General features: G+C 66.8%; 23 protein-coding genes. 16 read left to right on the plus strand and 7 right to left on the minus strand.

Features of this window, described 5'->3' with window-relative positions:
• Window positions 1-10 precede the first annotated feature (10 nt).
• The 5 genes from trxB to infA all read left to right on the plus strand — a co-directional run bounded on the left by trxB (window position 11) and on the right by infA (window position 3,593).
• Complete coding sequence (trxB, locus tag ABD974_RS12610) at window positions 11-964, plus strand: thioredoxin-disulfide reductase (RefSeq protein WP_345303691.1); 954 nt, start codon at window positions 11-13, stop codon at window positions 962-964.
• 3 nt (window positions 965-967) lie between these two features.
• Window positions 968-1,402 carry a GNAT family N-acetyltransferase gene (locus ABD974_RS12615; protein ID WP_345303692.1) on the plus strand — a complete coding sequence of 145 codons (435 nt, stop codon included), beginning with the start codon at window positions 968-970 and terminating at the stop codon, window positions 1,400-1,402.
• The gene (locus tag ABD974_RS12620) at window positions 1,399-2,538 is read left to right on the plus strand and encodes a GNAT family N-acetyltransferase (RefSeq protein WP_345303693.1); all 1,140 of its coding nucleotides are present in this window, start codon (window positions 1,399-1,401) and stop codon (window positions 2,536-2,538) included. The genes ABD974_RS12615 and ABD974_RS12620 overlap by 4 nt, the downstream gene beginning before the upstream one ends.
• Window positions 2,535-3,287, plus strand: a complete 753-nt coding sequence (aat, locus tag ABD974_RS12625; RefSeq protein ID WP_345303694.1) for a leucyl/phenylalanyl-tRNA--protein transferase — start codon at window positions 2,535-2,537, stop codon at window positions 3,285-3,287. The genes ABD974_RS12620 and aat overlap by 4 nt, the downstream gene beginning before the upstream one ends.
• 87 nt (window positions 3,288-3,374) lie before the next feature.
• Window positions 3,375-3,593: a translation initiation factor IF-1 gene (gene infA, locus ABD974_RS12630; RefSeq protein WP_117202246.1), complete on the plus strand. Its 219-nt coding sequence runs from the start codon at window positions 3,375-3,377 to the stop codon at window positions 3,591-3,593.
• A gap of 84 nt (window positions 3,594-3,677) precedes the next feature.
• Here the strand turns inward: infA and clpA are convergent, their stop codons facing one another.
• From clpA to ABD974_RS12645, 3 genes are all read right to left on the minus strand, one after another.
• The gene (gene clpA / locus ABD974_RS12635; RefSeq protein ID WP_345303695.1) at window positions 3,678-5,960 is read right to left on the minus strand and encodes an ATP-dependent Clp protease ATP-binding subunit ClpA; all 2,283 of its coding nucleotides are present in this window, start codon (window positions 5,958-5,960) and stop codon (window positions 3,678-3,680) included.
• Window positions 5,961-6,312: 352 nt separating this feature from the next.
• The gene (gene clpS, locus ABD974_RS12640; RefSeq protein WP_345303696.1) at window positions 6,313-6,633 is read right to left on the minus strand and encodes an ATP-dependent Clp protease adapter ClpS; all 321 of its coding nucleotides are present in this window, start codon (window positions 6,631-6,633) and stop codon (window positions 6,313-6,315) included.
• Between the two features lie 92 nt (window positions 6,634-6,725).
• Window positions 6,726-7,130, minus strand: coding sequence for a hypothetical protein (locus ABD974_RS12645; protein ID WP_345303697.1), 405 nt, complete (start codon window positions 7,128-7,130; stop codon window positions 6,726-6,728).
• Window positions 7,131-7,404: 274 nt separating this feature from the next.
• Here ABD974_RS12645 and ABD974_RS12650 point away from each other — a divergent pair, with 274 nt between their 5' ends.
• The 4 genes from ABD974_RS12650 to hflD all read left to right on the plus strand — a co-directional run bounded on the left by ABD974_RS12650 (window position 7,405) and on the right by hflD (window position 10,227).
• Window positions 7,405-7,893, plus strand: coding sequence for a hypothetical protein (locus tag ABD974_RS12650; RefSeq protein ID WP_345303698.1), 489 nt, complete (start codon window positions 7,405-7,407; stop codon window positions 7,891-7,893).
• Between the two features lie 76 nt (window positions 7,894-7,969).
• Entirely contained in the window at window positions 7,970-8,434 is a 465-nt protein-coding gene (locus ABD974_RS12655; protein ID WP_345303699.1) for an NUDIX hydrolase, read from the plus strand.
• 16 nt (window positions 8,435-8,450) lie between these two features.
• Window positions 8,451-9,584: a tRNA 2-thiouridine(34) synthase MnmA gene (gene mnmA / locus ABD974_RS12660; protein ID WP_345303700.1), complete on the plus strand. Its 1,134-nt coding sequence runs from the start codon at window positions 8,451-8,453 to the stop codon at window positions 9,582-9,584.
• A gap of 31 nt (window positions 9,585-9,615) precedes the next feature.
• Entirely contained in the window at window positions 9,616-10,227 is a 612-nt protein-coding gene (gene hflD, locus ABD974_RS12665) for a high frequency lysogenization protein HflD (protein WP_425562685.1), read from the plus strand.
• Between the two features lie 4 nt (window positions 10,228-10,231).
• On the opposite strand, the gene ABD974_RS12670 is transcribed toward hflD, so the two are convergent.
• Window positions 10,232-11,455, minus strand: coding sequence for a TPM domain-containing protein (locus tag ABD974_RS12670; protein ID WP_345303702.1), 1,224 nt, complete (start codon window positions 11,453-11,455; stop codon window positions 10,232-10,234).
• A 246-nt stretch (window positions 11,456-11,701) separates the two neighbouring features.
• On the opposite strand from ABD974_RS12670, the gene ABD974_RS12675 reads away from it, so the two are divergent.
• The 6 genes from ABD974_RS12675 (at window position 11,702) to ABD974_RS12700 (ending at window position 16,845) form a co-directional block, all read left to right on the plus strand.
• Window positions 11,702-12,832, plus strand: coding sequence for a cytochrome-c peroxidase (locus tag ABD974_RS12675; protein ID WP_345303703.1), 1,131 nt, complete (start codon window positions 11,702-11,704; stop codon window positions 12,830-12,832).
• Between the two features lie 184 nt (window positions 12,833-13,016).
• Entirely contained in the window at window positions 13,017-13,445 is a 429-nt protein-coding gene (locus ABD974_RS12680; RefSeq protein WP_345303704.1) for a DUF1924 domain-containing protein, read from the plus strand.
• Window positions 13,446-13,456: 11 nt separating this feature from the next.
• Complete coding sequence (locus ABD974_RS12685; protein ID WP_345303705.1) at window positions 13,457-13,969, plus strand: cytochrome C; 513 nt, start codon at window positions 13,457-13,459, stop codon at window positions 13,967-13,969.
• Window positions 13,966-14,742, plus strand: coding sequence for a cytochrome b/b6 domain-containing protein (locus ABD974_RS12690; RefSeq protein WP_345303706.1), 777 nt, complete (start codon window positions 13,966-13,968; stop codon window positions 14,740-14,742). The genes ABD974_RS12685 and ABD974_RS12690 overlap by 4 nt, the downstream gene beginning before the upstream one ends.
• Window positions 14,743-14,788: 46 nt before the next feature.
• On the plus strand, window positions 14,789-15,490 hold the full coding sequence (locus ABD974_RS12695) for a response regulator (RefSeq protein ID WP_345303707.1): 702 nt from the start codon (window positions 14,789-14,791) through the stop codon (window positions 15,488-15,490).
• Window positions 15,487-16,845: an ATP-binding protein gene (locus ABD974_RS12700; protein ID WP_345303708.1), complete on the plus strand. Its 1,359-nt coding sequence runs from the start codon at window positions 15,487-15,489 to the stop codon at window positions 16,843-16,845. Before ABD974_RS12695 ends, ABD974_RS12700 begins: the two co-directional genes overlap by 4 nt.
• Window positions 16,846-16,968: 123 nt before the next feature.
• Here ABD974_RS12700 and ABD974_RS12705 read toward each other — a convergent pair whose 3' ends face one another.
• Genes ABD974_RS12705 through ABD974_RS12715 form a run of 3 tightly spaced genes read right to left on the minus strand, consistent with a single transcriptional unit; the run spans window position 16,969 to window position 20,293 of the window.
• The gene (locus ABD974_RS12705) at window positions 16,969-19,560 is read right to left on the minus strand and encodes a bifunctional aconitate hydratase 2/2-methylisocitrate dehydratase (RefSeq protein WP_345303709.1); all 2,592 of its coding nucleotides are present in this window, start codon (window positions 19,558-19,560) and stop codon (window positions 16,969-16,971) included.
• A gap of 53 nt (window positions 19,561-19,613) precedes the next feature.
• Window positions 19,614-20,030, minus strand: a complete 417-nt coding sequence (locus ABD974_RS12710; RefSeq protein ID WP_345303710.1) for a type II toxin-antitoxin system VapC family toxin — start codon at window positions 20,028-20,030, stop codon at window positions 19,614-19,616.
• A complete protein-coding gene (locus ABD974_RS12715) occupies window positions 20,027-20,293 on the minus strand; it encodes an AbrB/MazE/SpoVT family DNA-binding domain-containing protein (protein ID WP_345303985.1) in 267 nt (88 codons plus the stop codon). The genes ABD974_RS12710 and ABD974_RS12715 overlap by 4 nt, the downstream gene beginning before the upstream one ends.
• A gap of 187 nt (window positions 20,294-20,480) precedes the next feature.
• Between ABD974_RS12715 and acnA the strand changes: the two genes are divergently transcribed.
• Window positions 20,481-23,228, plus strand: coding sequence for an aconitate hydratase AcnA (acnA, locus tag ABD974_RS12720; RefSeq protein ID WP_345303711.1), 2,748 nt, complete (start codon window positions 20,481-20,483; stop codon window positions 23,226-23,228).
• Window positions 23,229-23,333: the final 105 nt, after the last annotated feature.

The raw sequence follows: 23,333 nt of genomic DNA on the forward strand, positions 1-23,333 counted from the left end.
CCCGCCCCCCATGAGTACTTCCAGGCACATCAAGCTGATCATCCTCGGTTCCGGTCCCGCCGGCTGGACCGCCGCCGTCTATGCCGCGCGCGCCAATCTCAAGCCCGTGGTCATCACCGGCCTGCAGATGGGCGGTCAGCTGATGACCACCACCGAAGTCGACAACTGGCCGGGCGATGCCCACGGCCTGATGGGCCCGGACCTGATGGCGCGCATGCAGGCGCACGCCGAGCGCTTCGAGACCGAGGTGGTGTTCGACCAGATCCACACCGCCGACCTGTCGCAGCGCCCGTTCCGGCTGAAGGGCGACAGCGGCGAATACACCTGCGACGCGCTGGTGATCGCGACCGGCGCCACCGCCAAATACCTGGGCATCCAGTCGGAAGAGAAGTTCAAGGGCCGCGGCGTGTCCGCCTGCGCCACATGCGACGGCTTCTTCTACAAGGACCAGGACGTGGCGGTGATCGGCGGCGGCAACACCGCGGTCGAGGAAGCGCTGTACCTGTCGAACATCGCCCGCAAGGTCTATCTCGTGCACCGTCGCGACACCCTGCGCGCCGAGAAGATCATGCAGGACAAACTGTTCGCGAAGATCCAGGCCGGCAAGATCGAGCCGGTCTGGCACCACACCGTCGACGAGGTGCTGGGCGACGACAACGGCGTGACCGGCATCCGGGTCAAATCGGTGCAGGACGGCGGTAGCCGCGACATCGCCATCCACGGGTTCTTCGTGGCCATCGGCCACACCCCGAACACCGCCCTGTTCGAAGGCCAGTTGGCGATGAAGAACGGCTATCTGACCATCCAGACCGGCCTCGACGGCAACGCCACCCAGACCTCAGTGCCCGGCGTGTTCGCCGCCGGCGATGTCGCCGATCAGGTCTACCGCCAGGCCATCACCTCGGCCGGCTTCGGCTGCATGGCGGCCCTGGACGCCGAGAAGTTCCTGGACAAGGAAGGCTGATCGATGCTGCGGACCAGCGCGGATTTCGACGACATCGATCTGGCGCTGGTCCACGGATTCCTGTCAGGCGAGTCGTACTGGGCCGCGGACATTCCGCTGGAAACGCTCGAACGCGCGCTGCGGCATTCGGTCTGCTGCAGCGGGCACCTCGATGGCATCGGCCAGGTCGCCTTCGCCCGCGCGGTGACCGATCAGGCCACCTTCGCCTATCTCGCCGACGTGTTCGTGCTGCCGCAGCATCGCGGCAAGGGCTTCGGTCGCGCCGTCGTGGAAGCGTTGATGGCCGATCCGCGCCTGCAGGGCCTGCGCCGCTGGCATCTGGTGACGCGCGACATGCAACGGTTGTACGCCGGATTCGGTTTCGAGCCGCTGACGCAGCCGGAGCGGCACATGCAGAAGCACGATCCGGACGTCTATCGACAGAAAGCGCGCGGATGACGATCCGGCGGTTGCCCGCGCTGAGCGACATCCCCGCCGCCGCCTGGGATGGGCTCCACGACGGCCGCAACCCTTTCGTCGCGCACGCCTTCCTGTCGGGCCTCGAAATCCACGGCTGCCTGCGCGAGCACTGGGGATGGACACCCCATCACCTCACGCTGTGGGACGGCGATGCGCTGATCGCCGCGGCGCCCGGCTACATGAAACACAATTCGCACGGCGAATTCGTGTTCGACCATGCCTGGGCCCGTGCCTATGCCCATTACGGCCACGATTACTACCCGAAGTGGTTGTGCGCGGTGCCTTACTCGCCCGTCACCGGCCCACGATTGCTGGCGCGGGATTCCGACGCCCGGCGGCGGTTGATCGATGCCATCGCGAACCACGTACCGGAGATCGGCGCCTCGTCCGCGCACGTGAATTTCCTCGATGCCGAGGACGACGCCGCGTTCGCGGACGCACCCGGCTGGCTGCAGCGCATCGATGTGCAGTACCACTGGCGCAACGACGCCGGTTGGCGCGACTTCGCGGATTTCCTCGCCGCGATGGACCACAAGCACCGCAAGAACATCCGCCAGGAGCGCGCGAAGGTCGCACGGGCCGGCACGGACTTCCGCATCGTCCACGGCGATGAGGCGAGCGAAGCCGATCTCGCCGCCATGCATGGCTTCTACCTGCAGACCTTCGCCGACTACGGCAATTCTCCGGCGCTGACCCTCGATTTCCTGAAACATCTCGCGCGCGCGATGCCGCGGCAACTGGTGCTGATCCTCGCCTATCGCGCGGGCGAGACCATCGCCGGGGCGCTGTGCCTGCGCGGCGGAGACACACTGTACGGTCGCTACTGGGGCGCCTCGCAGGTCCTGCCCGGTCTGCATTTCGAGACCTGCTATTACCAGGGCATCGACTACTGCCTGCGCGAAGGATTGACCCGTTTCGAGCCCGGCGCACAGGGCGAGCACAAGATCGATCGCGGTTTCCTGCCCGCCTTCGTGCGAAGCCGTCACTGGCTCGCCGAACCGGCATTCGCCCATGCACTGGCATCCTGGTGCGAGGAAGAAGCGGTCGCGGTGCGTCGCTATGCGGCCCAGCTCGCGGCGCATTCCCCGTTCCGCGCGGAGGCATCGCCGCCGTGAGCCTTCGCCTGCCGTGGCTCTCGTCCGATCCGACCGCGCCCTTCCCGCCGCCGCACACAGCCCTGCGCGACCCAGACGGTCTGCTGGCCGCCGGCGGCGATCTGCACCCGCTGCGCCTGCTCAACGCGTATCGCCAGGGCATCTTTCCCTGGTTCTCCGAGGGCGAACCGATCCTCTGGTGGTCGCCGGACCCGCGCACGGTGTTCCGCACCGACGGCGTCCGCCTGTCGCGTCGCGACCTGCGCTTCCTCCGCGGCACCGGCTGGATCGCCCGCGCCGATACCGCCTTCGCCGCGGTCGTCGAGGCCTGCGCCTCCGCATCGCGTCCGGGACAGTCGGGCACCTGGATCACCCACGATATGCAGGCCGCGTATCGCGTCCTGCACCGGCTGGGTCGCGCCCACAGCATCGAAGTCTTCGAGGGAGCGCGCCTGGTCGGCGGCATCTACGGCGTGGCGCTCGGGCGGATGTTCTTCGGCGAAAGCATGGTCAGTCTGGAAAGCGGCGGCTCCAAGGCGGCACTGGCGGCGCTGGCCTGGCGCCTGCATGACTGGGGCTGGCCGCTGATCGACGCTCAGGTCGAGAACGACCACCTGCTGCGGATGGGCGCCGAATCCTTGCCGCGGAGCCGCTTCCTCGCGGCGATCGCGCCCCTGGTCGACGCATCCGAGGCGGGGGAATCCGGCAGCCCGGGGCCATGGACCGCGGCATTCGGCGACCTGCCGGTATCGCGGATCGCGGGCCGATAACGATTTTTTTGCGATTAATGCCCGGGCGTGGCAGAATGCGCGGCTTCGTCGGGCCATCGGCCCGGCTTTCACGGCAGCCCAGGACGCATGGCGAAAGACGACGTCATCGAATTTGAAGGTACGGTCTCCGAAACGCTCCCGAACACCATGTTCCGGGTGAAGCTGGAGAACGGCCACGAGATCATCGCCCACATCTCCGGGCGCATGCGGAAGAATTACATCCGCATCCTCACCGGGGACAAGGTCAAGGTCGAAATGACCCCTTACGACCTGACCAAGGGGCGCATCACCTATCGCATGAAGTGATTCGCGCAAGTAATTGAAAGAAAAGGCGGCCATCGGCCGCCTTTTCTGTTTGCGGGGAAATCCTCGCCCGAACGGGCGACGGTCCTACTCGACCGTCGCCGGCAGCAGCTTCTCGGGCTCGGCCTGCGATTCGACCACCAGTTCGTCGTCGCGGACGTCGATCGACACCCGCCCGCCGTTGAGCAGCTTGCCGAACAGCAGTTCGTCCGCGAGCTGGCGCTTGACCCGATCCTGGATCACACGCGCCATCGGCCGCGCGCCCATCAGCGGGTCGAAACCGTGCTCGGCCAGCCAGTCCCGGGCCGCCGGGGTCGCGGACAGCGATACGTTCTTTTCGTGCAGCAGGGTTTCCAGTTCGATCAGGAACTTGTCGACCACGCGCAGGATGTGGTCGAAGCCCAACGCCTGGAATTGCACCACCGCATCGAGGCGATTGCGGAACTCCGGACTGAAGCTGCGGCGGATGATCTCCATCGCGTCGGTGCTGTGATCCTGCTTGGTGAAGCCGATCGAGCGACGGGCCGCCTGGACCGCGCCGGCATTGGTGGTCATGACCACGATGACGTTGCGGAAATTCGCCTCGCGGCCGTTGGTGTCGGTCAGGATGCCGCGGTCCATCACCTGCAGCAGGATGTTGAAGATGTCCGGATGCGCCTTCTCGACTTCGTCCAGCAGCAGCACGCAGTGCGGCGTCTTCACGATCTTCTCAGTCAGCAGCCCGCCCTGGTCGAAGCCCACGTAGCCCGGAGGCGCGCCGATGAGGCGGCTCACCGAATGCGGCTCCATGTATTCGCTCATGTCGAAGCGGACCAGTTCGATGCCGAGTTGCAGCGCGAGCTGCCGGGTGACTTCGGTCTTGCCCACACCGGTCGGCCCCGCGAACAGGAAACTGCCGATCGGCTTGTCCGGGTTGGCGAGCCCCGAGCGGGCGAGCTTGATCGCCGACGTCAGCGTCTCGATCGCCGGATCCTGGCCGAAGATCACCATCTTGAGATTGCGTTCGAGGTGCTGCAGCACGTCCTTGTCGGACGCGCTGACCTGCTTGGCCGGGATCCGCGCCATCTTGGAGACGATCAGCTCGACTTCCTCGACGTCGATGCGCGACTTGCGGTGCTCGGGCGCCAACAGTTGCTGGCGCGCCCCGGCCTCGTCGATCACGTCGATGGCCTTGTCGGGCAGCAGGCGGTCGTTGATGTGCTTCACCGACAGATCGACGGCGGCCTGGATGGCGTCGTCGGCGTAGGTGACGTTGTGGTGGGCCTCGTACTTGGAACGCAGGCCGCGCAGGATCTCGACCGCCTCGCCGATGGTCGGCTCGACCACGTCGATCTTCTGGAAGCGACGCGCCAGGGCGCGGTCCTTCTCGAAGATGCCGCGGTATTCCTGGAAAGTGGTGGAACCGATGCAGCGCAGGTCGCCCGACGCCAGCGCCGGCTTGATCAGGTTGCTCGCGTCCATGGTGCCACCGCTGGCGGAACCGGCGCCGATGATGGTGTGGATCTCATCGATGAACAGCACCGCCTGCGGAATCTTCTTCAACGCCGAAAGCACGGACTTCAGCCGCTTCTCGAAATCGCCGCGGTATTTGGTGCCGGCGACCAGCGCCCCGAGATCCAAGGAGAAGATCGTGGCGCCGGCCAGCACATCCGGCACTTCGCCATCGACGATGCGCCGCGCCAGGCCTTCGGCCAGCGCGGTCTTGCCGACGCCGGCCTCGCCCACGTACAGCGGATTGTTCTTGCGCCGACGGCAGAGCACCTGGATCGTGCGCTCGATCTCGTCCGCGCGCCCGACCAGCGGGTCGATACGGCCTTCGCGCGCCTGGGCGTTGAGGTTGGAAGTGAACTCCGCCAGCGGATCGTTCTTGCCGTCGCCGTTGTCGCTCTCGCTGTTCTGCTCGGACGATTCCTGCCCCTGCGATTCCGGCGCATCGCCACTTTTGGCGATCCCGTGCGACAGGTAATTGACCACGTCCAGCCGGCTGATGCCCTGCTGGTTGAGATAGTAGACGGCGTAGGAGTCCTTCTCGCCGAAGATCGCGACCAGCACGTTGGCGCCGGTGACTTCGCTCTTGCCCGACGACTGCACGTGATAGACCGCACGCTGCAGCACGCGCTGGAACCCGAGCGTGGCCTGGGTGTCGCGGGCGTCTTCCTCGGCGAGACTGGCGACCGAGGTGGAGATCGCATGTTCGAGGTCGCCGCGCAGTCGCGGAAAGTCCGCGCCGCAGGCCTTGAGCACGGTTTCCGCCGATGGATTGTCGAGCAGCGCGAGCAGCAGGTGCTCGACCGTCATGTATTCGTGCCGCGCCTCGCGGGCATGCTTGTAGCACTGACCGATGGCGTATTCGAGGTCTTTGCTGAACATGGTCGCTGCCGCCCTCCGAAGAAGTTATGCCGATGGAGGCCAAGTCTGCCGCGCTGCGTCATCGCGCCGACCTGCCGGGCCCGGGATTCGCACGACATGGGTTCCCCCACGCCGCCATGGAATACCGGAGTTTTGGAACACTCCGTCGTGAACATCGCGTCCTGCCGGTTCCGTCGCCTGCGTGTGCGCTGCGAGGACCCGTACGACATGACAATGCGCTCATCGCACGGTCGGATGCAAGCCGACGACGCGGATTGCACGATGCAGGATGGACGAAACGACGAATGGATCGACGCAAGATCCGGGCCATGACCCGGTCGCTGCGCATCCGCAGATGGTCAGTGGGGGCGTCTCAGGCCTTTTCCATGGTGCACAACAGCGGATGCTGATTCATCCGTGCGTATTCGTTCACCTGGGCGACCTTCGATTCGGCGATCTCGCGGGTGAAGACGCCGCAGACCCCGCGGCCGCGGGTATGGACATGCAACATGACCTGGGTGGCCTTCTCGAGGTTCATGCTGAAAAAGCGCGTCAGCACCTCGACGACGAAATCCATCGGCGTGTAGTCGTCGTTCAACAGCATGACGGCGTACAGGGGCGGTCGCGCCAGCTCGGGCTTGCTGGTCTCGACGGCGACGCCGTGTTCGTGATCGTGTTCGTGGTGGTTGGCCATCCGCGAATTATACGGGGGCGCCCCCGCCGCTGCCCGCGGCAGGGGCGCAACGCCGCGTCCCGACCCCGCGTCGGGGGGGCGGCATGCGGACCTCAGTTCCAGTTGCCGTTGATCTGGATGCAGCCGGGGGTACCGACCGTCGAGCAGACGTGGCGCAGGCGATCGGCGATCTCGCCGTTCCAGCAGATCACCCGCAGGCCAACCACGCGGTCGGCGCGATCCGGGAACGTGTGGCTGACCAGCGGACTCCCGGTGAAGAGGGTCGACCCGTCGTCGAAATCCCAGAAGTACTTCCAGACGTACGACCCCGGGCAGGCGGACGGGCTGGAGGCCGGTCGCCGGGCGTCGAAGCTGCAGGTGTACTGGGTGAAGCCCGCATTCCAGTTGCACAACCCCTGGAAATTCGCGGTGGCCGCGGCCTGTACTTCGGCGGCCGCGCCGAGTGCCAGCGCGAGGCCGAGGGTCGAAGACAGCGCATGCATCCCGATGTTCTTCATGGCGTAGCTCCTCGTTGATGTCCTGACGAAAATCCGTCGCCCCTGCGGGAAACGGTCCTGGATCCCCCGGCAAGGAGCCTGGGCGTCGGCATCGCATCGAGGAAGGTCAGCGGGCGGCCCGGCAATGCCGGCACGCCGATCCGACGCGATCGGCAAGCAGGCATCGGGGCGTAAGGGTGTCTGAGACCTTCGGACCGTGGACGGCGGTCCGCTCTCCGGAACACAATGGCGACGGGAAAGGCCATGTCGGCCATCCACTCCGGGGGAGTCGCTCATGTCATCGTTCGTCCGCAACACGCTGTCCGCTTCCATGCTGCTCGTCGCCGCCGTCGCCTTCGCTCCCGCCGCACAGGCGGAGGACGCTTCGGTCAAATCCCGTCTTGATAGCCAGGGCATCAAGTACGAAGTCGATCAGGACGGCGATTACAAGGTCACCTACAACTATTCCAAGGAAGGCCGCACCCAGCTGGTCTTCGTGAGCGGCAAGACCGAGTCGGTCGCCGGCTTCACCATCCGTGAAGTCTTCTCTCCCGCCGCACGGGTGGAAAAGGACGGCATCAACGGCGCCAAGGCGCTGGAAATGCTCGCCGAAAGCCGCAAGAACAAGTTCGGCAGCTGGGAAATCGGCGGCGACGTGCTGTATTTCGTCATCAAGCTGCCCGACAACGTCAGCGCCAAGCAACTCGAAGCCGCCATGGACATCGCCGCCGAAACGGCCGACGACATGGAGATCGAGTTCAGCGGCGACCGCGACGACCTGTGATCCGGACGAACATGGTCCAGACCAGCATGCTCCAGACCGGCACGTCGCAGACGCAGATGATTGCGGCGCGAATCGCATGAGTTACCGCGAAGGCCGTTTCTGGCAACCGGACGTCACCGTGGCCACGGTCGTGGTCGCCGACGGCCGGTTGCTCTGCGTCGAGGAACGCGTCAAGGGCCGGCTGGTGCTGAACCAGCCGGCCGGTCATCTCGAACCCGACGAAAGCCTGGCCGATGCCGCTCTTCGCGAGACCCGCGAGGAGACCGGCTGGGACGTGCGCCTCACCGCGTTTCTCGGGGCCTATCAGTGGAAGGCCCCTGAAACCGAACGGCATTACCTTCGCTTCGCCTTCGCTGCGGAGCCCGAACGCCACGACCCCACGCGCGCCCTCGACGAGGGCATCGTCCAGGCGCTCTGGCTCAGCCCGCAGGAACTGCTCGATGCCCGCGATCGGCATCGCAGCCCGATGGTCTGGCAGGTGGTCGCGGATCATCTCGCCGGGCACCGCTCGCCGCTGACCCTGCTGCAGCATCTGACCTGACGCAGCGGTCCGGATCGTGAGCGCGCCCCACATCATCGTCGGCATGTCCGGCGGCGTCGATTCCTCGGTCGCCGCCCTGCTGCTGCGCGACCAGGCGCTGACCGACCCCGCTCGATCCGTCGCCGGACTGTTCATGACCAACTGGGCCGACGACGGCAGCGGCGACTGCCGCGCCGAAGACGACCGCCGCGACGCGGTCGCGGTCTGCGGCCGGTTGGGCCTTCCGATCCATTTCCGCGATTTCTCGAAGGAATACTGGGCGGGCGTGTTCGAGCACTTCCTCGGCGAGTACGCCGCGGGGCGCACGCCGAATCCGGACGTGCTCTGCAACCGCGAGATCAAGTTCAAGCATTTCCTCGACGCCGCCCGCGAACTCGGCGCCGACTTCATCGCCACCGGGCACTACGCCCGGGTCCGCGAACGCGATGGCGTCTGGCAACTGCTGCGCGCCGCCGACCGCAACAAGGATCAGAGCTATTTCCTGCACCAGCTCGGTCAGGCGCAATTGGCGGCAACCTTGTTCCCGCTGGGCGACCTGATCAAGCCGGACGTGCGGCGGATGGCGGCCGAAGCCGGCCTGCCGACCGCGGCGAAGAAGGATTCGACCGGCATCTGCTTCATCGGCGAACGCGATTTCCGCGAGTTCCTGTCGCAGTACCTGCCCGCGAAACCCGGTCCGATGGTCACGCCCGACGGCCGCCGCGTCGGCGAGCACCCGGGCGTGTTCTATTTCACCCTCGGCCAGCGCGAAGGCCTGCACATCGGCGGCGTCCGCGGCTTCGCGGCGGCGCCGTGGTTCGTGGTCGGCAAGCGCGTGGCGGACAACACCCTGATCGTCGACCAGGGCACGGATTCGCCGTATCTGTTCTCGAGCCGACTGTGGAGCGAGCGCGCGCACTGGATCGCGGGCTCGCCGCCGGCGATTCGTTTCGTATGCAGCGCGCAGACCCGCTATCGCCAGCAGGACGAGGCCTGCGAAGTCGAAGTCCACGACGACGGCACGCTGTCGGTGGTCTTCGAACGGCCGCAGCGCGCGGTCACGCCGGGGCAATCGCTGGTGCTGTACGACGGCGAGGTCTGCCTCGGCGGCGCGGTGATCGCTGCCACCGACGCGCCGCTGGAACGCGACGCCGTCGCGACGAAGACCTGACCGCGCGCCGCATCCCCGCTATCCTGTGCGCATGACGATGGATTTCAGTTCCCGGGTACTTGCCCTCGCCGGCCTGCTGCAGGCGCTCAAACTCGTTCGCCAGATCGCCGACACCGGCCACGCCGATGCCGCCGCCGAGCGCATCGCCCTGGACAGCGTGTTCCGGATCGATGCCGATTCGGTGGAAGCGGTCTATGGCGGCAGCGCGTCGGTCCGCGGCGGCCTGCTGCTGCTCCGCGACCACCTCGGCACCGTCCGCGGCGACGACGCCCTGCCGAAACTCGCGAAGGCGATCCTGGAGATCGAACGCCGTTTCGTCGCCGACGAAGGCATGACCGAACACGTCCTCGAGGGCATCCGCACGCTCGGCGGCATCGCCGAACGGCAGGGCAGCATCCACCCGGAGGCGATTTCGCGTCTCGGCCAGCTCTATGCCGACACCATCAGTCACCTGCGGCCGAAAGTCATCGTCCAGGGCAATCCGCACTACCTGCAGCAGCCCGAAGTCGTCGCCGAGATCCGCGCCCTGCTGCTCGCCGCGCTGCGCTCCGCGGTGCTGTGGCGCCAGATGGGCGGCTCGCTGTGGGATTTCGTATTCAGCCGCCGGCAGATGGTGGCAGCGATCGACGCGCATCTGATGTGACGCTCTACCAATCGGAACCGCCGCTGGATCCCGAATCGAAGTCGCCCCCATCATAGGAACTGCTGCTGTTACCGCCGGAATCTCGACTGGAACTGCTGCAGAAATCACCGCTCACGGTCCGGCTGCTCACTTCAACATCGCGCCAATCGATCGATTCGAACGTGGTGTAAACCTGCTGTGTGCATGAGCTGGCCGTTTTTTTCTCGCTCATGCAATTGCCGACGGGCACTGCGATCTTTGATGCCAGACGATGGGTTTTCGCCTGCTTGTCGTACACGTAGTAGTGGTCGAAGCAGGTCGCGCCTTCCGCGCTGATCCGTGTATAGCTGTGGTACGGCTGCCGGGCCTGCCAATGCGCCAAGCCGAAGCAGCCTCCGATGATCGCCGTGATGGCCGCAAGCACCACGGCCAGGCACCCGCGCCCCATCTTTCCTCCGCCGTTCGGCTTCGCTGCTGACGCCTGGGCGCTGTTGGCTGGAGACGAATACAACCGCAGCATCTCCGCGACACCGCTCTTGAACCCGGCCACATAGTCGCCCGCCTTGAATTTCGGCGCGATGATCTGGCTGGAAATGCGATTAAGCTGCGTCGCATCGATCTTCGGCGCGACGCCGTTGCCGGCGACGATCTGGATGCGCCGTGGATTCAGCACCACCACGATGTACACGCCATTGTCGATGTCGTCGCGGCCGACGCCGAGTTCCTGCGCGCGGCGGCGTGCGTAGTATTCGACGTTCTCGGTGACCGTGTTGACGGTTTCCACCGCAACCACCAACTGCGATTCGATCGAGCGCAGATACGCCAGCAAATCGGCCTCCTGCGCATCGCTCAGCAGGTTCGCGGTGTCCACGACCAGGTCGTTCTTGCGGATGGTGGCGGCCGCATCGACGACAACCATCCTCGCATCGACATCGAGGAACTCGTTGCGGCAGTCCAGGCACAGCCATTTGCCGGTGTAACCGTCCTGCTTGAGCTGGGTTCCGCCGCAATTGGGGCAGACGAACACCCGGCCGGTGGCGATGTCCGCGCCACGCGGCGCGTTTTCGTCGCCAACCGAAACGACGGCTGTCCGGGTGGCGGCCCAATGTGCCCGGCAGTACAGACAGGTCCACTCGCCCGTGACCGGGTGCTGGGAGACCTGCGATGAGCCGCAATGCGGACAAGTGGTCTCCGCGATGCCGCCTGCGGATTTCTGCGAGTACCCGGTGGGAGAGTCGTGCTCGGACATTCGCCGATGCTAACAGCGCGCAGTCCGAACCGAAACGTCCGGCAATGCCTGGCGTTTCCCTTGCATCGCATGCTTCGATCAGACCACGACCGTATCCGCAACGTCCCGATAATCCCGGTCGAAACGGAACTCTGTTGCGCCCGACCGACACATTGCCCAAACCCACAGGCGGTCGTTCCGCGGCTTCTTAAGGCCGATTTAAGCTTCGAAGCCGACGGTGGAACTCTCGTCGACAGGAGCTTCACGATGCAGACCTCCACCCTCGCCTGCGCCCTGGCGATCGCGTTGTTGACCGCCGGATGCGGCCCCCGGACCGAATCGCCCGCGACAGACAGCGCGGCTGCGTCCACCGCGCCGGCAACCACGTCGGGCGCTTCCATCGCCGCTGGGCCCGCGGCATCGCCCGAACTGCTGGCCCAGGCAAAAGCGCTGTTCCAGCCGATCCCGGACAAGGCGCCCGATCCGGCCGGCAACCCGGTGACTGCGGAAAAGATCGTGCTCGGCAAGATGCTGTATTTCGACGGCCGCCTCTCCTCCAGCGGCGTCATCAGCTGCAATTCGTGCCACAACGTCGGCATGGGCGGGATCGACGGCGTGCCCACGTCGATCGGCCATGGCTTCCAGAAAGGTCCGCGCAACGCGCCGACGGTCTACAACGCGGTGTTCAACGTGGCCCAGTTCTGGGACGGCCGCGCCGAGGACCTCAAGGCGCAGGCCAAGGGGCCTGTGCAGGCCGGCGTGGAAATGAACAACACGCCGGAAACGGTGGAAACCACCCTCAAGTCGATGCCCGGCTATGTACTGGCGTTCCAGGCAGCGTTCCCGCAGGAAACATCGCCGGTGAGTTTCGACAACATGGCGAAGGCGATCGAAGCCTTCGAAACCACGCTGATCACGCCCGGCGCGCCGTTCGACGCGTTCCTGAAGGGCGATGCGCGCGCGCTCACCGCGGATCAGCAGGCGGGGCTGAAACTGTTCATGGACAAGGGCTGCGCGAGCTGCCACAACGGCATCAACCTCGGCGGACAGGCGTATTTCCCGTTCGGCGTGGTGCATGCGCCCGCGGATGCGGTGCGCCCGGCCGGCGATCGCGGTCGTTTCGCCGTCACCAAGTCGCAGGCCGATGAATACGTGTTCCGCGCCGCGCCGTTGCGGAACATCGCCGCGACCGCGCCGTATTTCCATTCCGGCAACGTGTGGAAACTGCAGGACGCGGTGACGATCATGGGCGACGCTCAGCTCGGCGCGACGCTGGCCCCCGACGAAGCCGAGAAGATCCATCTGTTCCTGCACGCGCTCACCGCGCCGATCCCGAAGATCGACTATCCGGAATTGCCCGAACGCGCGGACACCACGCCACTTCCCGCCGACGGCTGAGATCCAGATCACCCACCAAATCCCCGCGGTCGCACGTCGCCCGCGGGGCGTTCGCGTTGGCACGCGCATGCGCATTCCCCGGCGACGAAGGGCGATGCGATGCGCGATGTCCTCCAGGATCGTAAGTCGCACTTAATCCTGCGCGCGCATCGTGACCGCATCCGAATCCATCGCGAGACCATCCATGCGAATGCTTCCGTTCCTCTGCGCGCTATCGGCGCTGATGTCCGTTCCGCCGGCCGCCCTGTCGGCATCGCCGGCTGCCACGCTGCAGGCACGGTATGCCGCGCAGGCCGCGCGCGAGGATCGCGCCTATCGCGGCGCCTCCAGCGAACGCGGCCGACGATTCTTCCTGGCGAAGCACGGCAGCGACTGGAGCTGCGCCAGTTGCCACACGCCCGATGCGACCGCGACCGGCAAGCATGCCGTCACCGGTCGCAGGCTGCAGCCGCTGGCGCCGTCCGCGAATCCCGCACGCTTCGCCGATGCCGCGAAAGCCGAGAAATGGTTCCGCCGCAATTGTCGCGACGTGCTCGATCGCGAGTGCACCGCCGCGGAAAAGGTTGATGTGATCGCATGGCTCGACGGCCTGCACCCGGGAGGCGCGCGATGAACGAGACGCGGATGCCCACGGCTTCGATTTATGCAGCGCTTGCGCTGGTGCTCGCGCTGCCGTTCGCGGCCGTGCGCGCCGACGACGACAGGGACGAAATCGATGCCCGGCGCACACCGCCACCCGCGGTTTACATCGACGAATGCGGCGGTTGTCATGCGCCGTATCCGGCGTCGGGACTGCCCGCCGCGTCCTGGCGCACGCTGATGTCCACGCTCGATCGCCATTTCGGCAGCGATGCCACGTTGGCGCCTGCAGAGACCGCTGTCGTCCGCGATTGGCTGCTGGCGAACGCCGGGCGCCGCGCCGCAAATCCGTCCGCGCCGCTGCGGATCACGCGCACCGCATGGTTCGTGCACGAACACGACGAAGTGCCGGCATCAATCTGGCGTTCACGAGAAATCGGCTCCGCCGCCAATTGCGGCGGTTGCCATCGCGGCGCCGACCGCGGCGCCTTTTCCGAACGCGATGTCCGTATGCCGCGCGTCGCCACCCCACCTTCTTCCGCCGGAGCGAAACGATGAGCACCACGACCTCTTCCGCCGCAGCCCCCGCCGCCCGCGATGCGGGCACGCTGGTCTGGGATCTGCCCACGCGCCTGTTTCACTGGAGCCTCGCGATCTGTTTCGCCGGCGCCTGGCTGACCTCCGACAGCGAGCGCCAGCATCTGCTGCACCTGCTGTTCGGCTACAGCCTGTTCGGCCTGATCGCGTTCCGCGTGGTCTGGGGATTCGTCGGCAGCCGCCACGCACGTTTCGCCAGTTTCGCGCACGGCCCCGTCACGACATGGCGCTATCTGGCGGGCATGCTCAGAGGGCGGCCCGCTCATCACGTCGGCCACAATCCCGCCGGCGCGGTGGCGATCTGGTTGCTGCTGGGCCTCGGTCTGGCGACCGCGGGCGTCGGCATCGCGATGATGTCCGGTGCCGGCGAAGCGCTGGAGGAGGTGCACGAAATCCTGGCCACCGCGATGCTGGTCGTCGTCGGCCTGCATCTGCTGGGCGTGATCGTCGGCAGCGTGCTGCATCGTGAGAATCTGCCGAAGGCCATGATCACCGGCCGCAAGCGCGGGCTGCGTGCGGAGGACGGCATCCGGAAACGCTCGTTCGTGGTCGGATTGGCACTGTTGGCGGCGCTGGCGGCGTTCTGGACCGCAGGCCTGATGCTGAAGCGACCGCCGCTGGGCCTGCCCGGCGGCGACGCGTCGGCCGAAGGCGAGCATCGCGACGGCGAACGCGCCGCAGGCGCAGAATCGGAAGGTCGCGAAGACCGGGACGAAGACGGCGACGACGATTGATGCCGTTGTCCGCGACGCCGACAATGCCCTGTCCCTGCGGAGGCCGATGATGCGCATCCTGGTGGTGGAAGACGATCCCTTGCTGGGCGAAGCGCTCGGCATCGGCATGCGCCAGCGCGGCTTCGCCGCCGACTGGGTCCGGGATGGCATCGCCGCCGACACCGCGCTCAAGACCAGCGCCTTCTCGGCGGTGGTGCTCGATCTCGGGCTGCCGCGGCTGTCCGGCCTGCAACTGCTGCGTCAGCGTCGCGATGCCAACGACCGCACACCGATATTGATTCTCACCGCCCGCGATGCGGTGGAGGAACGCATCCGCGGCCTGGATGCCGGCGCCGACGATTACGTGGTGAAGCCGGTCGATCTGGATGAACTGGCGGCCCGGCTGCGCGCGCTGGTGCGTCGCAGCGACGGCGATCCGCGGCCGCTGCTGCAGATCGGGGCATTGCGCATCGATCCGGCGGCGCGCCTGGTCGAATGGCATGGCACCGCGGTGTCGCTGTCGCCGCGCGAATTCGATCTGCTGCTGGAATTCGCCCGCGCCGCAGGCCGCTGGTTGAGCAAGGAACAATTGACCGAGCGTCTGTACGGCTGGGGCGACGATGTCGAATCGAACGCGCTGGAGGTGCACGTGCACCATCTGCGCCGCAAGATCGATCCCGCGCTGATCGTCACCCAGCGCGGCGTGGGGTACATGCTGCGATCGCCGCAGCCATCGGCGACCGATGCCGATGCGGCGGACGCCCGATGACGCGTCCGATGACAGGCGCGTTCTCGCTGCGCGCACGGCTGCTGGCGGCGACCCTGGCCACGGTCGTCGCGGTGTGGCTGGCGGCGACGCTGGCGAGCTACGTGCAGGCCCGCCGCGAACTCGACGAACTACTCGACGCGCATCTCGCCACGTCGGCCGCGCTGCTGGTGGCGCAGGCCTCGGAAGAGCTGGAGGAAATCGAGCTGGAGCACCTGCCCGATCTCGGCGACGACCACCAGCGGCTTGCGTTGCAGGTGTGGCACGGAGGCGAACTGGGCGTGCACAGCGCGAACGCGCCGGACACGCCGCTGGCACCGTTCCGCCAGGGCTTCGCCAACGTGCGCGCGTCCGGTGTCGGCTGGCGCGTCTACGTCACGCGCAGCCGTGAAGGTTTCTGGGTTCAGGTCGGCGAGCCGGAATCCGCACGTCGCGACATCCTGCACGAAGCGCTCGCGCGGCAGGCGTGGCCGATGCTGCTGGCCCTGCCGCTGTTGGGGCTCGGACTGTGGATCGGCGTCGGGCGCGGGCTGTCGCCGCTGCAGCGCATCGCGCAGGCGGTCGATGCGCGCGTGCCGCTGGATACCGCACCGCTGCCGAGCGACGATGCGCCGCACGAGATCCGCCCGCTGCTGGAACGCCTCAACGCGCTGTTCGCGCGCACCGGCGAAAGCATCGAGCGCGAGCGTCGCTTCATCGGCGATGCATCGCATGAACTGCGCACACCGGTCGCGGCGATCCGTGCCCAGGCGCAGGTGGCGCAGGGTGCGCGCGACGAAGACGAGCGTCGCCGCGCGCTGGCCGGCGTGATCGCGGGCTGCGACCGCATGAGCGGACTCACCGAACAATTGCTGACCCTGTCGCGGCTGGAAGCCGGCGTACTGGACAGCGCAGGCGGGAGCGTGCACCTGCGCGAGATCGCGGAAGACGTGGTCGCCGAACTCGCGACGGACGTGCGTCGTATGCAGGCGCGGATCGTGCTGGACGTGCCCGGCGACCTGCGGATCGAGGGCGGCGCGGTGCTGCTGCGGATCCTGCTGCGCAACCTGATCGGAAACGCGCTGCGCCACGGCGCGGAAGGCGTGCGCGTGCAGGTCACGGCCGTCCGCGATGGCGCGGCGACCGTGCTCGACATCCGCGACGACGGCCCGGGCATTCCCGCGTCGCGCCGCGCCGACGCGCTGGAACGCTTCCAGCGGCTCGACGCCGCGCAGGGCGGCGGTGCGGGCCTTGGGCTGGCCATCGTCAACCGCATCGTGCAGGTCCTCGGCGGCGAACTGACGATGGGCGACGGCCTCGACGGCCGCGGACTCGGCGTCGCGCTGCGCATCCCCGATTACCACGGCGCGTCGCGCTGATGGTCAATCGTCATTTCCTTCGAAACGAAAAGCCCGGCTTTCGCCGGGCTTCGTGTTTCAGGCAACCTGCCGCGCCGATGTCGCATCGACAGCGCGGCCTGAAGGCCGCGCCACCTCAAAGCGTCACGCCGCCACCGTATCCGCCACATCCCTGTAATCCTGGATCTGGTCGAAGTTCATGTAGCGGTAGATCTCGGCGCCCTGCTCGTTGATGACGCCGATGTCGGCCATGTATTCGGCCTTGGTCGGAATGCGGCCGAGACGCGAGCAGATCGCAGCGAGTTCCGCCGAACCCAGGTAAACGTTCGAGTTCTTGCCGAGACGGTTGGGGAAGTTGCGGGTGCTGGTCGAGAACACGGTCGCGCCCTCGCGCACCTGCGCCTGGTTGCCCATGCACAGCGAGCAGCCGGACATTTCCATGCGCGCGCCCGCAGTGCCGAAGGTGCCGTAATGACCTTCCTTCGTCAGTTCTGATGCGTCCATCTTGGTCGGCGGCGCGACCCACAGCCGGGTCGGGATGTCGCGTTTGCCTTCCAGCAGCTTCGCGGCGGCGCGGAAGTGACCGATGTTGGTCATGCACGAACCGATGAACACTTCGTCGATCTTGGCGCCGGCGACTTCCGACAGCGTCTTCACGTCGTCCGGATCGTTCGGGCAGGCCAGGATCGGCTCGTGCACGTCGGCCAGATCGATTTCGATGACAGCCGCATACTCGGCGTCGGCATCGGCCTGCAGCAACTGCGGGTCGGCCAGCCACGCTTCCATCTTGCGGATGCGGCGAGCGATCGAACGCGCGTCGGCGTAACCTTCGGCGATCATCCACTTCAACAGCGTGATGTTGCTGTTGATGTATTCGATGATCGGTTCCTTGTTGAGATGCACGGTGCAGCCGGCGGCGGAACGTTCGGCCGACGCGTCGGACAGCTCGAACGCCTGTTCGACCTTCAGATCCGGCAGGCCTTCGATTTCGAGGATGCGGCCGGAGAAGATGTTCTTCTTGCCCTGCTTCGCGACGGTCAGCAGGCCCTGCTTGATCGCGTACAGCGGGATCGCGTTGACCAGATCGCGCAGGGTCACGCCCGGCTGCATCTGGCCCTTGAAGCGCACCAGCACCGATTCCGGCATGTCCAGCGGCATCACGCCGGTGGCCGCGGCGAACGCGACCAGGCCCGAGCCGGCCGGGAACGAAATGCCGACCGGGAAGCGCGTATGCGAGTCGCCGCCGGTGCCGACGGTGTCGGGCAGCAGCATGCGGTTGAGCCAGCTGTGGATCACGCCGTCGCCCGGGCGCAGCGAGATGCCGCCGCGGGTGGAAATGAATTCCGGCAGCGTGTGGTGGGTCTTCACGTCGACCGGCTTCGGATAGGCCGCGGTATGGCAGAACGACTGCATCACCAGATCGGCGGAGAAGCCGAGGCAGGCCAGATCCTTCAGCTCGTCGCGGGTCATCGGACCGGTGGTGTCCTGCGAGCCCACCGAGGTCATCTTCGGTTCGCAGTAGGCGCCGGGACGCACGCCCTGACCTTCAGGCAGACCGCAGGCGCGGCCGACCATCTTCTGCGCGAGCGAGAAGCCCTTGCCGCTGTCGGCGGGCTGCTGCGGCAGGCGGAACAGGGTCGACGCCGGCAGACCCAACGATTCGCGGGCCTTCGCGGTCAGGCCGCGGCCGACGATCAGCGGGATGCGGCCGCCGGCGCGCACTTCGTCGAACAGCACGTCGGACTTGACCTGGAATTCAGCGATGACTTCGCCGTTCTTCAGCGCCTTGCCGTCGTACGGGCGCAGTTCGACCACATCGCCCATCTCCATCTTCGACACGTCGAGTTCGATCGGCAGCGCGCCGGCGTCCTCCATCGTGTTGTAGAAGATCGGCGCGATCTTCGAACCCAGGCAGACGCCGCCGAAGCGCTTGTTCGGGATGTACGGAATGTCCTCGCCGGTCCACCACAGCACCGAGTTGGTCGCGGACTTGCGGCTGGAGCCGGTGCCGACCACGTCGCCGACATAGGCGACCAGATGGCCCTTGGCCTTGAGATCGAGGATCTGCTGGATCGGACCGCGCTTGCCGTCTTCCTCCGGCTTGAACGGCGCGCCTTCGCGGGTGTTCTTCAGCATCGCCAGCGCGTGCATCGGAATGTCCGGACGCGTGGTCGCATCGGGCGCGGGCGAGAGATCGTCGGTATTGGTCTCGCCCGGCACCTTGAACACGGTGATGGTGAGGCTCTGCGGGACTTCCGGCTTGCTGGTGAACCATTCGGCGTCGGCCCAGCTCTGCAGCACGGCCTTCGCGTTGGCGTTGCCGGCCCGGGCCTTTTCCTCGACGTCGTGGAAAGCGTCGAACATCAGCAACGTGTGCTTCAGCGCGTCCGCGGCGATGCCGCCGACCGCATCGTCGTCCAGCAGTTGGATCAACGGGTGGATGTTGTAGCCGCCGAGCATGGTGCCGAGCAGTTCGGTGGCGCGCTCGCGGGAGATCAACGGGCAGACTTCGTTGCCGAAGGCGACGGCCGCCAGGTAGGACGCCTTCACTTTCGCGGCGTCGTCGACGCCGGCCGGCACGCGGTTCGCGATCAGATCGACCAGCGTGCTTTCCTCACCGGCCGGCGGCGCCTTCAGCAGTTCGATGACATCGGCGGTCTGCTGCGCGGTGAGCGGCAGCGGCGGGATGCCGAGCGCGGCGCGTTCGGCGGCATGTTGGCGATAGGCGGCGAGCATGAGTGACTCCTGGTCTCTGGCGTGCGTTGAATTGGGGTGCGGGGCGATGGGCTTCAACGTACCGGTTCGGACACGGTCGGAACGATGAGTTTGAGGCCCTTGAAGTAGTCGCGAAAGAATCGGTCGTCGCGGGTGATCAGTCCATTGCACTGTAGTAGGGCATGGGCGCCGATCAGGAAATCGGGGGCCGCGCGCAGGTCGTGGCCGGCGCGCTGGCGATGGCGTCGCTGCATCTCGCCGGCGCGCAGGGCCGATTTGGCCTCCAGCGGGCTGTAGCGGATGCTCATCTCCTCCAGCACGGCCAGCACATCGGCGCCGTCGCGGAGCGCGCCGCAGACCTCGGCCAGGGCCACGTCGCAGACCACCACCGGGCCGGCGCTGAGGCATTGGCGCAGACAGGCTTCGGCGGCATCCGCATGCGGGCCGTCGGCCAGAAGATCGATCAGGACCGGAGAATCGATGGCGATCATGCGCCGGCGTCGCTCTCGCCATCACCTGCCGATGCTTCGGCGACGTGGCCGCGCACGGCTTCGATCGCCGCGTCGCTGGATTCGAAACCGTCGAGGCGGAACCGGCCGCGGGCGCGGGAAATGGCGTCGTCCACGGACTTGCGCAGGACGATCCGGCTGCCTTCCAGCTCGACCTTCAGCACACTGCCCTTGGTCAGGCCGAGCGCATCGCGGACGGCTTTGGGCAGGGTGATCTGGCCGCGTTCGGCGACGATCGCTTCCATGGGCGGGCCCCGGTTCTGGTATGTCGAGATGATACATACTTTTCCATGCATACTCCATGGAAGCCGATCATCCGGCCCCATGATGCGGGCATGATGTTGCAGTCGTTCCCGCAGCCGGATCTCCGGCATGCCCCGGCGGCATGCATCGGCGACAGATCCGCCCCGAATCCCCCAACGGAGCCCAGTCATGCGCGATACCTTCGGCACCCGCAGCCGCCTCGATGTCGACGGCCGTTCCCTGCATTACTTCAGCCTGCCGCGGCTCGAAGCCCGATTCGGCAGCCTTGCCCGCCTGCCCTACTCGATGAAGATCCTGCTGGAGAATCTGCTGCGGCACGAGGACGGCGTGAGCGTGCTGCCCGAGCACATCGAAGCGGTGGCGCGCTGGGACGCGACCCGCGAACCCGACACCGAGATCGCGTTCATGCCCGCCCGCGTGGTGCTGCAGGACTTCACCGGCGTACCCTGCGTGGTCGATCTGGCGGCGATGCGCGACGCGGTCGTGAAGCTGGGCGGCGACGCGAAGCGGATCAATCCGCTGATTCCGTCGGAACTGGTGATCGACCATTCGGTGCAGGTCGACGTCTTCGGCAAGCCCGAGGCGCTGGACCTCAACGGCCAGATCGAATTCGCGCGCAACCGCGAACGCTACGGCTTCCTGCGCTGGGGCCAGAAGGCGTTCGACAACTTCAAGGTGGTGCCGCCCAACACCGGCATCGTGCATCAGGTGAACCTGGAGCATCTGGCGCGGGTGGTGATGGAACGCGAGATCGACGGCGAATCCCATGCGTTCCCGGACACCGTGTTCGGCACCGATTCGCACACCACCATGATCAACGGCATCGGCGTGCTCGGCTGGGGCGTCGGCGGGATCGAGGCCGAAGCGGCGATGCTCGGCCAGCCCTCGTCGATGCTGATTCCGCAGGTGGTCGGCTTCCGGCTTACCGGCCGGCTGCCCGAAGGCGCCACCGCGACCGATCTGGTGCTCACCGTGACCCAGATGCTGCGCAAACACGGCGTCGTCGGCAAATTCGTCGAATTCTTCGGCGACGGCCTGCAGCACCTGCCGCTCGCGGACCGCGCCACCATCGCCAACATGGCGCCCGAGTACGGCGCGACCTGCGGCATCTTCCCGATCGACGCCGAATCGCTGACTTATCTGCGGCTCTCCGGCCGCAGCGAGGCGCAGATCGCGCTGGTCGAAACCTATGCGAAGGCGCAGGGGCTATGGCACGACGCGACCACACCGGCCGCGACCTATTCCGCCACGCTCGAACTCGATCTCGGCGACGTACGGCCTTCGCTCGCGGGCCCGAAACGTCCGCAGGACCGCGTGCTGCTGGAAGGCGTCCAGGCCGACTTCCATGCCAACCTGCTCGGCCTGACCGCGCAACGCACGGCGAAGAAGACGCAGGTTTCGGAATTCGTCGAAGAAGGCGGCGCGCAGCCGCAGGCGGAGCATCTGGCGGCGAAGCCCGCGGCGAAGGTCCGCATCCGCGACCAGGACTGCGAGCTGACCGACGGCTCGGTGGTGATCGCCGCGATCACCTCCTGCACCAACACCTCGAACCCGGCGGTGATGCTCGGCGCCGGCCTGCTGGCGCGCAACGCCGTGGCGAAGGGCCTGAAGTCCATGCCGTGGGTCAAGACCTCGCTCGGCCCGGGCTCGCTGGTGGTGACCGATTATCTGAGGAAGGCCGGCGTACTCGACGATCTGGAAGCGCTCGGTTTCCACGTCGTCGGCTACGGCTGCACCACCTGCATCGGCAACTCCGGCCCGCTGCCGGACGAAGTCTCGAAAGGCATCGCGGATGGCGATCTGGTCGTGGCCTCGGTGCTGTCCGGCAACCGCAACTTCGAAGGCCGCGTGCATCCCGAGGTGAAGATGAATTACCTCGCCTCGCCGCCGCTGGTCGTGGCGTACGCGCTGGCCGGCACGGTCGACATCGATCTCACCCGCGATCCGCTCGGCACCGGCCGCGATGGTCGTCCGGTCTATCTGCGCGACGTGTGGCCCAGCAACAAGGAGATCGGCGACCTGATCGCCGCGACGGTGGGGCCGGAGATGTTCGCGCGGAACTATGCCGACGTGTTCAAGGGCGACAGCCGCTGGAACGCGATCGCCTCGCCGGAAGGCGAATCCTACGTCTGGGACGACGCGTCGACCTACATCAAGCACCCGCCCTATTTCGAAGGCATGAGCATGCGCGTCGGCACCATCGACGACATCCACGGCGCGCGGGTGCTCGGTCTGTTCGGCGATTCGATCACCACCGATCACATTTCGCCTGCCGGCAACATCAAGGCCAGTTCGCCCGCCGGGCGTTTCCTGCAGTCGCGCGGCGTGCAGCCCGCGGACTTCAACAGCTACGGGTCGCGCCGCGGCAACGACGACGTGATGGTCCGCGGCACGTTCGCGAACATCCGGATCAGGAACCTCATGCTCGGCGGCGAGGAAGGCGGCAACACCCTGCACCAGCCTTCAGGCGAAAAGCTCGCGATCTACGACGCGGCGATGCGTTACAAGGCCGAAGCCGTGCCGCTGGTGGTGATGGCGGGCAAGGAATACGGCACCGGCTCCAGCCGCGACTGGGCCGCCAAGGGCACCAACCTGCTCGGGGTGAAGGCGGTGATCGCCGAGAGCTTCGAACGCATCCATCGTTCCAATCTGGTCGGCATGGGCGTGCTGCCGCTGCAGTTCCGCGACGGCGAGAACGCGCAGACGCTCGGCCTCGATGGTTCCGAAGTCATCGATATCGTCGGTCTCGACGATGGCGCCGCGAAGACGGCGACGATCGTCGCCCGCAAGCCCGCCGGCGAAACGCGATTCGAGGCGCGGGTGCTGCTGCTCACGCCCAAGGAAGTCGAATACTTCAGGCACGGCGGCATTCTCCACTACGTGCTGCGACAACTCGCGGCCGCCCCCTCGGCCTGAGTCCATTCGCGCGGACCCATCCGTCCGACATCGCCGATTCGCGAGTGAGCCGAGCGGATCAGCCGATCGGCGCCATCGCGGGCACCGCCGCCTCCCGGAGGGCCG

The organism is Lysobacter hankyongensis (assembly GCF_039543145.1).
Classification (GTDB): Bacteria; Pseudomonadota; Gammaproteobacteria; order Xanthomonadales; family Xanthomonadaceae; genus Lysobacter_I; species Lysobacter_I hankyongensis.

Excerpts from the sequence above, each read along its gene's own strand:
- ABD974_RS12705 (WP_345303709.1), bottom strand. The coding sequence starts at position 19,560 with ATGCTCGCCGCCTATCGCCAACATGCCGCCGAACGCGCCGCGCTCGGC.
- ABD974_RS12645 (WP_345303697.1), bottom strand. The coding sequence starts at position 7,130 with ATGAAGAACATCGGGATGCATGCGCTGTCTTCGACCCTCGGCCTCGCG.
- clpA (WP_345303695.1), bottom strand. The coding sequence starts at position 5,960 with ATGTTCAGCAAAGACCTCGAATACGCCATCGGTCAGTGCTACAAGCAT.
- ABD974_RS12680 (WP_345303704.1), top strand. The coding sequence starts at position 13,017 with ATGCGAATGCTTCCGTTCCTCTGCGCGCTATCGGCGCTGATGTCCGTT.
- infA (WP_117202246.1), top strand. The coding sequence starts at position 3,375 with ATGGCGAAAGACGACGTCATCGAATTTGAAGGTACGGTCTCCGAAACG.
- trxB (WP_345303691.1), top strand. The coding sequence starts at position 11 with ATGAGTACTTCCAGGCACATCAAGCTGATCATCCTCGGTTCCGGTCCC.
- ABD974_RS12715 (WP_345303985.1), bottom strand. The coding sequence starts at position 20,293 with ATGGAAGCGATCGTCGCCGAACGCGGCCAGATCACCCTGCCCAAAGCC.
- ABD974_RS12695 (WP_345303707.1), top strand. The coding sequence starts at position 14,789 with ATGATGCGCATCCTGGTGGTGGAAGACGATCCCTTGCTGGGCGAAGCG.
- ABD974_RS12685 (WP_345303705.1), top strand. The coding sequence starts at position 13,457 with ATGCCCACGGCTTCGATTTATGCAGCGCTTGCGCTGGTGCTCGCGCTG.
- ABD974_RS12700 (WP_345303708.1), top strand. The coding sequence starts at position 15,487 with ATGACGCGTCCGATGACAGGCGCGTTCTCGCTGCGCGCACGGCTGCTG.
- ABD974_RS12675 (WP_345303703.1), top strand. The coding sequence starts at position 11,702 with ATGCAGACCTCCACCCTCGCCTGCGCCCTGGCGATCGCGTTGTTGACC.
- ABD974_RS12670 (WP_345303702.1), bottom strand. The coding sequence starts at position 11,455 with ATGTCCGAGCACGACTCTCCCACCGGGTACTCGCAGAAATCCGCAGGC.
- clpS (WP_345303696.1), bottom strand. The coding sequence starts at position 6,633 with ATGGCCAACCACCACGAACACGATCACGAACACGGCGTCGCCGTCGAG.
- ABD974_RS12690 (WP_345303706.1), top strand. The coding sequence starts at position 13,966 with ATGAGCACCACGACCTCTTCCGCCGCAGCCCCCGCCGCCCGCGATGCG.
- ABD974_RS12615 (WP_345303692.1), top strand. The coding sequence starts at position 968 with ATGCTGCGGACCAGCGCGGATTTCGACGACATCGATCTGGCGCTGGTC.
- ABD974_RS12650 (WP_345303698.1), top strand. The coding sequence starts at position 7,405 with ATGTCATCGTTCGTCCGCAACACGCTGTCCGCTTCCATGCTGCTCGTC.
- ABD974_RS12710 (WP_345303710.1), bottom strand. The coding sequence starts at position 20,030 with ATGATCGCCATCGATTCTCCGGTCCTGATCGATCTTCTGGCCGACGGC.
- acnA (WP_345303711.1), top strand. The coding sequence starts at position 20,481 with ATGCGCGATACCTTCGGCACCCGCAGCCGCCTCGATGTCGACGGCCGT.
- ABD974_RS12655 (WP_345303699.1), top strand. The coding sequence starts at position 7,970 with ATGAGTTACCGCGAAGGCCGTTTCTGGCAACCGGACGTCACCGTGGCC.
- hflD (WP_425562685.1), top strand. The coding sequence starts at position 9,616 with ATGACGATGGATTTCAGTTCCCGGGTACTTGCCCTCGCCGGCCTGCTG.
- ABD974_RS12620 (WP_345303693.1), top strand. The coding sequence starts at position 1,399 with ATGACGATCCGGCGGTTGCCCGCGCTGAGCGACATCCCCGCCGCCGCC.